This window comes from Mycolicibacterium sp. MU0050, assembly GCF_963378085.1.
Lineage (GTDB): Bacteria > Actinomycetota > Actinomycetes > Mycobacteriales > Mycobacteriaceae > Mycobacterium > Mycobacterium wendilense.
The window spans coordinates 2,103,228-2,115,836 of the sequence record NZ_OY726395.1 but is presented as its reverse complement, the minus strand read 5'-3'; the positions used below and the strand labels follow the sequence as shown (position 1 = coordinate 2,115,836).

Genomic DNA, 12,609 nt, shown 5'->3' with positions numbered 1-12,609 from the left:
CCGCGCGGCCTAGCGTCCGGAGTCGCTCAGCGCGCGAACCGCGTCAGCAAACCGGTCTCCGCGTTGGGAGTAGCCGCTGAACTGGTCGAACGACGCCCCCGCGGGGGCCAGCAGAACGGTGTCGCCGGGGCGCGCCAGCGACCGCGCGGTCGCCACCGCCTCGGCCATCACCGCATCACCGGGCGCCCCCGCCTTGCTGATCACACGAGTCACAACAGACTCATTTGTCCCAAGCACCCCAACATCCTCCCCCGCCACAACCTGAACGACGGGTACATCGGGTGCGTGTCGTGATAACGCCTCGGCAACCAGGCCGCGATCCCGGCCGATCAGCACGGCCGCCACCAGCCGATCGGCGACGGCGACCACCAATTCGTCGACCGAGGCGCCTTTGAGCAAACCTCCGGCGATCCACACCACCCGGGGGTACGCCCCGATCGAGGCCTCCGCGGCGTGCGGGTTCGTGGCCTTGGAGTCGTCGATGTAGGCGACGCCGTCGAGCACCTCGACCAGTTCGGCACGGTGCCGACCCACCCGGAAGGAGGCCAGCGCGGCGGCGATCGCGGCCGCCGGCGTGCCGACCGCGCGCGCCAGGGCGGCCGCGGCCAGGGCGTCGAGCACCCCGACCGGTCCCGCGACCGGGATCGAGTCCACCGCCGCCAGCTCGACCGGTTCGGCGCCGAAGGCGCGGTCGACCAGCATGCCGTCGAGCACCCCGAGCTCACCGGGCCCCGGGGCACCCAGCCGGAAGCCGACCTTGACCGGCGCCGGGGCCGTCTCCAGCAGCCCGGTGGCCCACGCGTCGTCGAGACCGGCCACGGCGACGTCGCCGGTCAGCGCCTTGGCCTTGGCCGCGGCATAGTGCTCGGCCGAACCGTGCCAGTCCAGGTGATCCTCGGCGATGTTGAGCACCACGCCGGCGGCCGGGCGCAGCGACTCCGACCAGAACAGCTGGAAACTGGACAGTTCGACGGCCAGCAGCCGCGAGGGCCGGGCCAGGACGTCGAGCACCGGGTCGCCGATGTTCCCGCACAGCAGGCTGTCCTGTCCCCCGGCGGTCAACATCGCCTGCAGCATCGACACGGTGGTGGTCTTGCCGTTGGTGCCGGTGACCACCAGCCAGCGCCGGGGCGGCCCGTAGTGGCCGGCCTGATCCAGCCGCCAGGCCAGCTCGACATCGCCCCACACCGGCACCTTCGCCGCGGCCGCGGCGAGCGGGATGGGCGCGTTCGGCGGCAGCCCCGGACTGACCACCACCAGCGCATAGTCGGCGATCCGGCGCGCGGCGGCCTCGGCGTCGATCACCGCGACCCCGTCGGCGGCATAGGACCGCAGCGCCGTCGGATTGTCATCGGTGAGTTCGGCCCGCACCCCCAACGGTTGCAGCGCGGCCAGCACCGCGCGGCCGGTGACGCCGGCCCCGACGACCAACACCGGAGACCCGGGCGTCAGCGGGCTGCGCACCTCAGGCCCCGATCGCGGTCAGCCACTCGCCGTAGAACAACGCGACGCCCAACCCGCAGGCGATGGCGGTCAACAACCAGAACCGGATGATCACCGTGGTCTCGGCCCAGCCGACCAACTCGAAGTGATGGTGGAACGGCGCCATGCGGAACACCCGCCGGCCGGTGGTGCGGAACGCCAGGATCTGCACCACCACCGAGACGATCTCGGCGACGAACAGCGCGCCGAGCACCACGGCCAGCACCTCGGTGTGGCTGGTGACCGACAGACCGGCGATGATGCCGCCCAGCGCAAGTGACCCGGTGTCGCCCATGAAGATCTTCGCCGGCGCGGCGTTCCACCACAGGAAGCCGATGCAGGCGCCGGCGGTGGCCGCGGCGATCAGCGCCAGGTCCAGCGGATCACGGACGTTGTAGCAGCCCAGCCCGGGCGCGGTGGCGCACGCGTTGCGGTACTGCCAGAAGGTGATCAGGACATACGCCGCGCTGACCATGCCCATGCTGCCGGCGGCCAGCCCGTCGAGGCCGTCGGTGAAATTCACCGCGTTCGACCAGGCCGACACGATGAGGACCACGAACAGCACGAACACCAGCGTCGGCAGCGCGACCGTGGCGATCTCGCGCACATAGGACAGCTGCGTGCTGGCCGGGGTCAGCCCGTCGGCGTTGCGGAACTGCAGCACCAGCACGCCGAAGATGACCGCGGAGGTGACCTGCCCGACGGTCTTGGCCGTCTTGTTCAGCCCCAGGTTGCGCGACCGCCGGATCTTGATCAGGTCGTCGAGGAAGCCGACCAGGCCCAGCGCGGTGGCCAGACCCAGGACCAGCAGGCCCGACGCCGACGGCCCCTCCCCGTTGAACGCCACCCCGATCAGGTGGGTGCCCAGGTAACCGGCCCAGATGCCGGCCAGGATCGCGACCCCGCCCATCGACGGGGTGCCGCGCTTGGTCTTGTGACTCGGCGGGCCGTCCTCGCGGATCTCGTGACCGAAGCCCTGCTTGTTGAACAGCCGGATCAGCCAGGGCGTCAGCAGGATCGAGACGGCCAGCGAGAGCCCGACGGCGATCAGGATGAGCCTCATGCCGGGTCCTCGGCGTCCGCGAGCAGGTCCTGGGCCAGTTTGGCCAGGCCGGCGGAGTTCGACGCCTTCACCAGCACCACGTCGCCGGGTGCCAACTCAGTGCGCAGCAACGCCAGGGCCGCGTCGGTGTCGTCGACGCGCACCGCCTCCGACCCCCACGAACCCTCCATCACCGCACCCTGGTGCATGGCGCCCATTGCCCTCCCGGTTCCGACTACGACAAGTCGAGAGACATCTAAGCGCACCGCGAGCCGGCCGATGCGATCGTGCTCGGAAATCGTGTCGTCCCCGAGCTCGGCCATCTCACCGAGGACGGCGAAACTTCGCCGCTTCCCGGCCGGCCCCGCCCCCGCCCGCGCCATCCAGGCCAGCGCCTGCAGCCCGGCGCGCATCGAGTCGGGGTTGGCGTTGTAGGCGTCGTTGATGACGGTGACGCCGTCGGCGCGGTCGGCGACGGCCATCCGGTGCGGGGAGGCCGGGCCCGCCGCGGCCAGCGCCGCGGCGACCTGCGCCCCGTCGGCACCGCACTGCAGGGCGACCGCGGCGGCGCACAGCGCGTTGGACACCTGATGGTCGCCGTGCACGGCCAGTTGCACCGGAACGGACTGCTCGTCCCAGCGCAGCGTGAACCCCGGGCGGGCCAGCGCGTCGAGCGTCACGTCCTCGGCCCGCACGTCGGCGGCCCCGGATCGGCTGACCCGCACCACCCGCGCCGCGGTGCCCTCGGCCATCGCGGCCACCGCCGGGTCGTCGGCATTGAGCACCACCACGCCGGAGGACGGGATGGCCTGCGGCAGTTCGGCTTTGGTGTCCGCAATGGCCTGACGCGAGCCGAACTCGCCGAGGTGCGCGGTGCCGACGTTGAGCACCACGGCGATCTGCGGCGGCGCGATGGCCGCGAGTTCGGCGATGTTGCCGGGGTGGCGCGCCGACATCTCCAGCACCAGATAATCGGTGGCTGGCGTGGCGCGCAGCACGGTCCACGGATGGCCCAGTTCGTTGTTGAAGGAACCCGGCGGCGCCACCACCTCGCCCAGCGGCGCGAGCACCGCCGCGAGCAGGTCCTTGGTCGACGTCTTACCCGAGGAGCCGGTGACCCCGATGATGGTCAGCCCGGCGGCGGTCAGGCGGCGGGCCACCTCGGCGGCCAGCTTGGCCAGCGCGGCCAGCACCGCCGCACCCGAACCGTCCCGATCGTGTTCCAGCACGCTCGCACCGCGGTCACCCGCCCCCGCCGGGGCGACGACGATCGCCGGAACACCGACCGGCCGCGCCGCCAACACCCCCACCGCACCGGCGGCGACGGCACCGGGGGCGAAGTCGTGCCCGTCGGTTCGAGCCCCCGGCAGCGCGAGGAAGAGGTCGCCGGGTTGCACTGCGCGGGAATCGAATTCGACGTTGCCGGTGATGGTGACCCGCGCGGCCGCGGCCGCGTCGATGTCGGCCAGTTCGCCGCCCACGATCTCGGCGACCTCGGCCAGGGAAAGTTCGATCATCGCTGCTCCCGTCGGGCCGCCAGCGCGGCGGCGAGCTGATCCCGGTCGTCGAAGGGCACCGTGACACCGCCGGCCGTCTGACCGCTCTCGTGTCCCTTGCCCGCGATCAACACCACGTCGCCGGTCCGGGCCCAGCGCACGGCGTGCTCGATGGCCGCGCGCCGGTCGGCCACCTCGATCACCTCGGCCGCCGATGCCACCGCGGCCGCACCGGCGCGGATGGCCGCGCGGATGGCGGCCGGCTCCTCGTCGCGGGGATTGTCGTCGGTGATCACCACCAGGTCGGCCAGTTCGGCGGCCACCTGACCCATCGGCGCCCGCTTGCCGGCGTCCCGGTTGCCGCCGGCGCCGAACACGACCGCGATCCGGGCGGCGCCGGACCGGGCCCGCAGGGTCTGGAGCACCGCGCGCAGCGCGCCCGGCTTGTGGGCGTAATCGACCAGGGCCAGGAAGTCCTGGCCGCCGTCGACCGGCTCGAGCCGGCCGGGGACGGTCGCGCGGATCAGCCCGGGGGCGGCCTGTTCCGGCGCGACCCCCACCGCGTCCAGCATCGCCAGCGCGACCAGCGCGTTGGCGATGTTGTAGCTGCCGGGCAGCCGAATGCCGACGCGGTGGTGCACACCGGCCGGGTCGACCGCGGTGAATTCCTGGGTGCCGTCCGCGCTGACGACGACGTCCTCGACCGTCCAGTCGGCGGGGCCGAGCACGCTGACGGTCACCGGGTCCACCGCGCGGGCCGCCATCGCCCGCCCCGCCTCGTCGTCGATGCAGATCACCGCGGTGCGGGCGCGCAGACCCGACTCCCGCGCGAACAACCGGGCCTTGGCCTCGAAGTAGTCGGCCATGGTCGGGTGGAAGTCGAGGTGGTCGCGGGACAGGTTGGTGAATCCGGCGACCGCGTAGTCGACGCCGTCGACCCGGCCCAGCGCCAACGCGTGGCTGGACACCTCCATCACCGCGGTGTCCACGCCGCGCTCGACCATCAGGGCGAGCAGGGCCTGCAGGGCGGGCGCCTCGGGTGTGGTCAGCGCGCTGGGGACGTCGGAGCCGTCGATCCGAACCCCGACGGTGCCGACCAGGCCCGCGCGCCGGTCCGCGGCCCGCAGTCCGGCCTCCACCAGATACGACGTGGTGGTCTTCCCGGAGGTGCCGGTGACGCCGACGACGGTCAGGGTCTGCGACGGCCGGCCGTAGACCTGGGCGGCCAGCGGACCCAGGACCGAGCGGGGGTCCTCGTGCAGCACCACCGGCGCCGGCGGCCCCGCGGCCAGCCGCTCGAGTCCGGCCGGGTCGGTGAGGACCGCCACCGCGCCGGCGGCCACCGCGTCCGCGGCGTACTCGGCGCCGTGCGCCCGCGCTCCGGGCAGCGCGGCGAACAGGTCGCCCGGCTGCGCATCCTGGCCGCGCAGGGTCACTCCGGTGACCACGACGGCGTTCGGATCGGTGGCCGGGGGTACGATCGTGGCGCCGACAACGTCGGCGAGGCGAGCCAACGGGGTTCCGGCGATACCGCGCGGACGCGGGCTAGACACCACCGTCACCTCCGTCCCCGCGACACCGCCTGAGGTTGTCCCGACCAGCCTGACACCCTACCGAGGGCGCCGGGGGTCACTTCAGGTTGCCTGCAGTAACAGCGGAGGCCCCGGATCCGGCGACAGCGGCACGTTCTGGCGCTGCAGCAGCCACGACGCGATGCTGTTGAACAGGGGCGCGGCCGAGGATCCCGGAGACCCGTCGGAGGCGCGGTGCGGGGCATCCATCATGACGCCGATGACGTAGCGCGGGTCGTCCACGGTGGCCATCCCGGCGAAGGTGATCCAGTAGACGTCGCTGTAGTAGCAGCCGCAGGCGGGGTTGATCTTCTGGGCGGTGCCGGTCTTGCCCGACACCTGGTAGCCGTCGATGGCGGCCTGCGGGGCCGTGCCCTGCTGGTAGCCCATCGGGTCGCGCTGCACCACGGCGCGGAACATGTTGCGCACCGTCTTCGCGGTCTCCGCCGACACCACCCGCACGCCCTCGGGCCGCGGCTCCTCGGTGCGGGTGCCGTCGGGGGCGATGGTGGCCTTGATGATGCGCGGCGGGATGCGCATGCCGTCGTTGGCGATCGCCTGATACATCGCCGTCATCTGCAGCAGCGTCATCGAAAGACCCTGCCCGATCGGCAGGTTGGAGAACGTGCTGCCCGACCACTGCTCCATCGGCGGGACCAGGCCGGCGCTCTCGCCCGGCAGCCCGACGTTGGTGCGCTGACCCAGGCCGAACTTGCGCAGCATCTCGAAGTAGCGCTCCGGGCCGATGCGCTGAGCGAGCATCAATGTGCCGACGTTGGAGGACTTTCCGAAGACTCCGGTGGTGGTGTAGGGCATCACGCCGTGCTTCCAGGCGTCCCCCACCGTGACACCACCCATGTTGATCGAGCCGGGCACCTGCAGCACCTCGTCGGGGTTGGTCAGACCCAGTTCGAGGGCGGCGGCCGCGGTGACGATCTTGTTGACCGAGCCGGGTTCGAACGGCGAGGAGACCGACGGGTTGCCCATCTCGCGGTTGCCCTGCCGGCCGATGTCCTGGGAGGGATCGAACGTGTTGTCGTTCGACATCGCCAGCACCTCACCGGTTTTGGCGTCCAGGACCACCGCCGAGACGTTGTTGGCGCCGGAGGCGTCCTTGGCCATCTGCACCTGTTGCTGGACGTGGAACTGGATGTCGTCGTCGATGGTGAGCTGCAGCGTCGAGCCGTCGACGGCGCTGTGCATGTTGCGGTAGCTGCCGGGAATGACCACGCCGTCGGAGCCGCGGTCGTAGGTGATCGACCCGTCGGTGCCCGCCAGCACAGCGTCGAACGAGTCCTCCAGGCCCAGCAGGCCGTGCCCGTCCCAGTCGATCCCGCCGATCATGTTGGCCGCCAGTGACCCGCCCGGATACTGACGGAGGTCCTGTCGTTCCGAACCGACCTCGGGGTACTCCTCGGAGATCGCGGAGGCGACCGCCGGGTCGACGGCGCGGGCGAGGTAGACGAAGGTCTCGTTGCTCTTGAGCTTCTTGAGCACCGTGGTGGCGTCCGGCCGGTTGTTCAGGCGGTCGGCCACCTCCCGCGCGATGTCGCGCAGGCGCTCGTCGGGATCGGGTGCCTCCGAGGACTTCTCGCGGGCCTCGGCGAGCTGTTCCCGGATCCGGACCGGCTGGAAGGTCAACGCCCGCGCCTCGATGGTGAAGGCCAGCTTGTCGAGGTTGCGGTCGACGATCGCCCCGCGCATCGCCGGCTGGACGTCGGTGACCTTGAGCTGCCCGGCCGCCTGGGCCCGCAGGCCGGCCGCGCGCGGCACCTGCAGGCTGAACAGCTGTGCGGCCGCCACGATGAGCACCAGGAAGATCGCGGCGGTGCCCACGCGCTGCCGGAAGGCGAACGACGCGGTCCCGGAGTCGGTTTCGGTGGGCGGCCGGGTGCGGCGCGCCCGCGCGGAGCGTTCCTGGCCCGCGGTCGCCTTGGGCGTTGCGCGGCGACTCATGCCGCCGGCACCTGAGCGGGGCCGGGCGCGGGCCCGACGGGCGCGGCGTGCAGGTCCGGCAGCGCCGGACCGGGCAGCGTGGGTTGTCCCGGCACCGCCGGGCCCGGCGCCGCCAGGTCGGGTACGTGGGGCTCGGGCGCCGTCGGCGCGGGATTGCGCACCAGGACTTCCGGGTTGGTCCCGGGCTCACCGGCCAGCGGCACCGGGGGCGCCTCGGGCAGGGCCGGGGCGGCCGGCACGCGCTCGGGCTGCTCGACGGTGCGCGGCTGTTCCGGGGCCCGCGCCGGCGTGGGGTCGGGCAGCGGAGTGTTCAACGGCGGCGGCGGGACACCCTCGGCCGGTTTGGGCTCGCCGACCACGATCCAGTTGCCGGCCGGGTCCTGCACCAGATGCGCGGTGTGGCGCGACGGGATCATGCCCAGATTGCGCGCCGCCTCGGCCAGCGCGGGCGCCGCCTGAGCCTCCAGCACCTCGCGCTGCAGCGCCTCCTTCTGCTGCAGGAGCGTCTGATTGGCCTTGCGCGCGGTGCCCAGCTCATAGGACCGCTCGGCGGCGTCGGTGGACAACCACAGCGTGACGCCGAGTCCCATCCCGAGTGCGCCGATCACCAGCACCACGAACGGGACGCGGGCGGCCAGGGTCCGCGGGTTCAGGTCGATCGAGGAGATCCGGGTCAGCAACCGTTCGCGCAGCGGGACGCGTACGACCTTGGGGGCCTTGGCCTTCCGCGCCTTGGCGCGGGCCTTGGCCTGATCGGTGTTCTTGGGGCGCACCGGACGGCGCGACGGCGGCGTCGCGGGACCGTGCCGGAGCCCGCGGGGGTCCCGGTCCCGGGTGCGGGTGGACCGGCCCTGCGGGTCGGCGGGGCCGCGCCGCTCCCGGCGGCGCTGAGCCTCGGTGCGGCGCAACTCCCGTGGGTCGGCGCCCTTCGGGGTCCGTCGCACCGGCTTGCGTCCCTTGGCCGACGCCTTGGGCGCCGCGGTGCGCTTGGTCTTCATTCCTGACCCCTTTCCGTCGCACGCTCGACGGCCCGCAGGCGGACCGCGGCGCTGCGCGGGTTGCGTTCGATCTCCTCGGTGTCGGCCCGCTCGGCGCCGCGGGTCAGGAAGCTGAATTCCGGCTCGTGGCCGGGCAGTTCGACCGGCAGTCCGGGCGGGGTACGACTGGCCGTCGCCCCGGCGAAGACGTTCTTGACAATGCGGTCCTCGAGGGACTGATACGACATGACGACGACGCGGCCCCCGACCCGCACCGCCGCGAGCGCGGCCGGCAGTGCCGCGCGCAGGGAATCGAGTTCGGCGTTGACCGCCACCCGCAGCGCCTGGAAGGTCCGCTTCGCCGGGTGTCCCCCGGTGCGCCGCGCGGGCGCGGGGATGGCCTCGTAGAGCAGTTCGACCAGTTCGGCGGTCGACGTGAACGGCGAACTGGCCCGGCGGCGGAGCACGGCGGTGGCGATCCGCCCGGCGTGCCGTTCCTCGCCGAAGTCCCGCAGGATTGCGACCAGGGCGGCCTTGTCGTAGGTGTTGAGGATGTCCGCGGCGGTCACGGGCAGGTCCGGGTCCATCCGCATGTCCAGTGGCGCGTCGGCGGAATACGAGAACCCGCGCTCGGTGCGGTCGAGTTGCATCGACGAGACGCCCAGATCGAAGAGCACGCCGTCGACGGAACGCGTTGCGGCGAGCCCGGATTGCGCCAAGGCGTCGGCGATGCCGTCGTACCGGGTACGCACCGCGGTGAACCGGTCGCCGAAGCCGGCCAACCGCCCACCGGCCAGCGCCAAGGCGCTGGGATCGCGGTCCAGGCCGATCACCCGCACGCCGGGGTACCTGCGCAGCAGCCCTTCGGAATGCCCACCCGCGCCCAGGGTCGCGTCCACCACCACCGCGCCGGCGCCGTCGGCGGCGGTGCGGGTCAGCGCGGGGGCGAGCAGTTCGATGCACCGGTCCAGCAGCACGGGTACGTGACCGAACGGGCCCTGTTGATCAGCCACGTCGACACCGCCCCTCAGATGGATGGCCGCCCCTGCATCGAGGTCCCTGTCCGATACGGACCTGGCGTTGGGGAAGTACGCCAGGGCCGGTTCGGGCAGAGGCCACGATGCACGGGCCACAGCCGGTACAGGCTCATCAAATAATGTCGCGGAGGGCTTCATCGCTGGCTGCGGAGAAGTTCTCTTCGTGGGTTTGCTGGTATTCCTGCCAGGCCTGGGAATCCCAGATCTCGAGGTAGTCGACCGCGCCGATGACCACGCAGTCCTTGGACAGAGCCGCGTAGCGACGGTGATCGGCCGACAGGGTGATCCGCCCCTGCGCGTCCGGGTACTGCTCGTCGGTGGCGGCCGCCAGGTTACGCAGGAACGCCCGGGCCTCGGGGTTGCTGCGCGAGGCGCTGGCCGCGCGGCGGGCCAACTGCTCGAACTCCGCCCGCGGATACACGGCGAGGCTGTGATCTTGGCCCTTGGTGACCATCAACCCTCCTGCCAGTGCGTCGCGAAACTTGGCGGGCAGCGTCAGCCGCCCCTTGTCGTCGAGCTTGGGCGTGTAGGTGCCGAGGAACACTCGCCACCTCCAGCCCTCGGACCTCCCAGGTCCGGATCCCCCTCACTCCGTACTCCGCCACCATACCCCACAATCCCCCACTTTTCTCCATTGAGCGCCATCAAATTGGTCCCCTCCCCCACATCGACCCCGTTTCTGCAGGGCCGCCGCGACATCGCGGCAGCGGCGAGCAACTGGCAAACGCCGCGCGATCCGAAAAAACCGCAGCTCAGAATGGGTAAACGAGGCGCTGTGACGCGAGTGGGGCAATGTGGGGGCTAGGTGGGGACTAGGTGGGGCAGTTCGCCCACCACCGCCCGCAATCGCGTCGACGAACCCGACACGCCGCCGCCTCGGGGCATGAAAAAGGGCCGGCCTCGCGGCCGACCCTCAGTTCTCGCGAACTACCTGTGCGTCACTCGTCGAAACGACGCCGGAAGCGGTCTTCCATCCGACTGGTGAACGATCCACCGGTGCCCCGGCTCTTCTTCATCCGAGCGGCGCCCGACGGGCCGTCGACCAGCTTCAGGTCCGCGGCATGCTCGCGGCGACCGGTGACGGCGAACACCACGCCACCGAACATCACGATGAACCCGAGCACCGAGAGTGCCGGCAGGTCCCCGATCCAGGTGGCCTTGATCATGACGCCGGAGACCAGCAGAGCCAACCCGACCACGAACAGCGCCAGGCCCTGAAAGCGACGGCGGGCCGACGGGGCGCGCAGGGTGCCGCCACGGACGCTGGACGCAAACTTCGGGTCCTCGGCGTAGAGCGCGCTCTCGATCTGATCAAGCATGCGCTGCTCATGCTCGGAGAGTGGCATTCGTCCCTCCTTGCCGGCGCGGCGGGTCAATTGGTCGGTAATTCGGTCATCGACAGTCTCAGGTAGCAGACCATCAACATCGATGATACGAGGTGAATCCGTGTGGGACCACCTTGTTCCCTGACGATTCTATGCCCTGGGCGTGCGCACCCCGGCCACCACCTTCCCCGACATAATGGCAACACACCGACAACAGCGGGTCATCCGGCGCGAATCCATCGCGTTGCGCCCCCGAATCCCACGCTCCGGGAGGACAGCCGGCCTTGGCCATGTATCTCATCGACCTGTCGCCGAACGACATGCAGCGTCGCCTCCGGGAAGCCCTGCACGTCTACGTCGACGCGATGCGCTACCCGCGCGGCACCGAGGACCAGCGGGAATCGATGTGGCTCGAGCACATGCGCCGGCATGGCTGGAAGGCGGTGGCGGCCGTGGAGACCGCCGATGCGGCAGGAACCCGGGACCGCGAGGCACCGCCGTCGGAGGCGGAACTCGCCGAGGCGCCCCTGCTCGGCGTGGCCTACGGCTACTGCGGCGCCCCCGACCAGTGGTGGCAGCAGCAGGTGCTGCAGGGCCTGCGACGCAACGGGATGCCGCTGGAGTCCATCGACCGGCTGATGCGCAGCTATTTCGAACTGACCGAGTTGCACATCCACCCCCGCGCCCAGGGGCGCGGGCTGGGCGAGGCGCTGGCCCGGCGGCTGCTCAGCGACCGCACCGAGGACCACGTGCTGCTGTCGACGCCGGAGATCAACGGCGAGGCCAACCGGGCCTGGCGGCTGTACCGGCGGCTCGGCTTCACCGATGTCATCCGGGGCTATCACTTTGCCGGCGACCCTCGACCGTTCGCCATCCTCGGGCGGCGTCTGCCCCTGTAGATCGGCGAGGGTTGCGCGCCCCGCCGGTATCCGGCGGCCGAGTCTGGCACGATAGCTCGGTGCCGCGCGTCACCCCGCAACACCGCCGTCAGCGCCGTCAGCGTCTGCTCGGCCTCGTCGTCCTGCTGCTGGTTCTGGTCCCCATGGCCGTCGGCTGCGTGCGGGTGCGCGCCTCCATCACGGTGTCCCCCGACGACCTGGTGTCCGGGCGCATCATCGCCGCGGCCGTCCCCCGCAACGCCGACGACGTCGGCCCGCAGCTGGCCAACGACGTGCCGTTCGCGCACAAGGTGGCGATCTCGGACTACGAGGCGGACGGCTTTGTCGGTTCCGAGGCGGTGTTCTCCAACCTGAGCTTCGCCGAGTTGCCCCAGCTGGCCAACATGAACCGCGACGCCGCGGGCGTCGACCTGTCGCTGCGCCGCGCCGGCAACCTGGTGATCCTCGAGGGCCGGGTGGACCTGACGGCGCTGTCCGACGCCGAGGCCGAGGTCGAGCTCACGGTGTCCTTCCCCGGCGAGGTCACCTCCACCAACGGCGACCGGATCGCCACCGAGGTGGTCAAGTGGGAACTCGAGCCCGGCATCGTCAACACCATGAACGCCCAGGCCCGCTACACCGACCCCAGTACCCGCTCGTTCACCGGCGCCGCCTGGGTGCTGGGCATCGCCGCCATGATCGTGGCGGGCGCGGTCGGCGCGCTGGCCTACTCAGCGCGCGATCGGTCGCCCCGGGTGGGCGCGGAGTCCGGCGACGACGACTCCTGACCGGCCCCGGGGCCACCGTGCACGACGTGCCATCCGAGCACCTACGCTCTACTGTGA

General features: G+C 71.6%; 11 protein-coding genes. 2 read left to right on the top strand and 9 right to left on the bottom strand.

The genetic code is table 11. From position 1 onward, the window contains the following. Nucleotides 1-9: 9 nt before the first annotated feature. From murD to R2K23_RS09850, 9 genes are all read right to left on the bottom strand, one after another. Nucleotides 10-1,464, bottom strand: coding sequence for a UDP-N-acetylmuramoyl-L-alanine--D-glutamate ligase (murD, locus tag R2K23_RS09890; RefSeq protein ID WP_316516350.1), 1,455 nt, complete (start codon nucleotides 1,462-1,464; stop codon nucleotides 10-12). A gap of 1 nt (nucleotide 1,465) precedes the next feature. Beyond that, nucleotides 1,466-2,545, bottom strand: a complete 1,080-nt coding sequence (mraY, locus tag R2K23_RS09885) for a phospho-N-acetylmuramoyl-pentapeptide-transferase (RefSeq protein WP_316516349.1) — start codon at nucleotides 2,543-2,545, stop codon at nucleotides 1,466-1,468. Then, a complete protein-coding gene (locus R2K23_RS09880; RefSeq protein WP_316516348.1) occupies nucleotides 2,542-4,041 on the bottom strand; it encodes a UDP-N-acetylmuramoyl-tripeptide--D-alanyl-D-alanine ligase in 1,500 nt (499 codons plus the stop codon). The genes mraY and R2K23_RS09880 overlap by 4 nt, the downstream gene beginning before the upstream one ends. After that, the gene (locus tag R2K23_RS09875; protein ID WP_396893360.1) at nucleotides 4,038-5,576 is read right to left on the bottom strand and encodes a UDP-N-acetylmuramoyl-L-alanyl-D-glutamate--2,6-diaminopimelate ligase; all 1,539 of its coding nucleotides are present in this window, start codon (nucleotides 5,574-5,576) and stop codon (nucleotides 4,038-4,040) included. Before R2K23_RS09875 ends, R2K23_RS09880 begins: the two co-directional genes overlap by 4 nt. 78 nt (nucleotides 5,577-5,654) lie before the next feature. Further along, nucleotides 5,655-7,547, bottom strand: coding sequence for a peptidoglycan D,D-transpeptidase FtsI family protein (locus tag R2K23_RS09870; RefSeq protein ID WP_316516347.1), 1,893 nt, complete (start codon nucleotides 7,545-7,547; stop codon nucleotides 5,655-5,657). Then, the gene (ftsL, locus tag R2K23_RS09865; RefSeq protein WP_316516346.1) at nucleotides 7,544-8,545 is read right to left on the bottom strand and encodes a cell division protein FtsL; all 1,002 of its coding nucleotides are present in this window, start codon (nucleotides 8,543-8,545) and stop codon (nucleotides 7,544-7,546) included. Before ftsL ends, R2K23_RS09870 begins: the two co-directional genes overlap by 4 nt. Next, nucleotides 8,542-9,699: a 16S rRNA (cytosine(1402)-N(4))-methyltransferase RsmH gene (gene rsmH, locus R2K23_RS09860; RefSeq protein ID WP_316516344.1), complete on the bottom strand. Its 1,158-nt coding sequence runs from the start codon at nucleotides 9,697-9,699 to the stop codon at nucleotides 8,542-8,544. The genes ftsL and rsmH overlap by 4 nt, the downstream gene beginning before the upstream one ends. Then, a complete protein-coding gene (gene mraZ / locus R2K23_RS09855) occupies nucleotides 9,674-10,105 on the bottom strand; it encodes a division/cell wall cluster transcriptional repressor MraZ (protein WP_316516343.1) in 432 nt (143 codons plus the stop codon). Before mraZ ends, rsmH begins: the two co-directional genes overlap by 26 nt. 394 nt (nucleotides 10,106-10,499) lie before the next feature. Beyond that, nucleotides 10,500-10,907: a DUF3040 domain-containing protein gene (locus tag R2K23_RS09850; protein ID WP_316516341.1), complete on the bottom strand. Its 408-nt coding sequence runs from the start codon at nucleotides 10,905-10,907 to the stop codon at nucleotides 10,500-10,502. Nucleotides 10,908-11,170: 263 nt separating this feature from the next. Between R2K23_RS09850 and R2K23_RS09845 the strand changes: the two genes are divergently transcribed. Continuing rightward, entirely contained in the window at nucleotides 11,171-11,785 is a 615-nt protein-coding gene (locus R2K23_RS09845) for a GNAT family N-acetyltransferase (RefSeq protein ID WP_316516340.1), read from the top strand. 143 nt (nucleotides 11,786-11,928) lie between these two features. Next, nucleotides 11,929-12,552, top strand: coding sequence for a DUF3153 domain-containing protein (locus R2K23_RS09840; RefSeq protein ID WP_316517180.1), 624 nt, complete (start codon nucleotides 11,929-11,931; stop codon nucleotides 12,550-12,552). Nucleotides 12,553-12,609 lie beyond the last annotated feature (57 nt).

Excerpts from the sequence above, each read along its gene's own strand:
- mraY (WP_316516349.1), bottom strand. The coding sequence starts at position 2,545 with ATGAGGCTCATCCTGATCGCCGTCGGGCTCTCGCTGGCCGTCTCGATC.
- R2K23_RS09880 (WP_316516348.1), bottom strand. The coding sequence starts at position 4,041 with ATGATCGAACTTTCCCTGGCCGAGGTCGCCGAGATCGTGGGCGGCGAA.
- R2K23_RS09870 (WP_316516347.1), bottom strand. The coding sequence starts at position 7,547 with ATGAGTCGCCGCGCAACGCCCAAGGCGACCGCGGGCCAGGAACGCTCC.
- ftsL (WP_316516346.1), bottom strand. The coding sequence starts at position 8,545 with ATGAAGACCAAGCGCACCGCGGCGCCCAAGGCGTCGGCCAAGGGACGC.
- rsmH (WP_316516344.1), bottom strand. The coding sequence starts at position 9,699 with ATGAAGCCCTCCGCGACATTATTTGATGAGCCTGTACCGGCTGTGGCC.
- R2K23_RS09850 (WP_316516341.1), bottom strand. The coding sequence starts at position 10,907 with ATGCCACTCTCCGAGCATGAGCAGCGCATGCTTGATCAGATCGAGAGC.
- R2K23_RS09840 (WP_316517180.1), top strand. The coding sequence starts at position 11,929 with ATGGCCGTCGGCTGCGTGCGGGTGCGCGCCTCCATCACGGTGTCCCCC.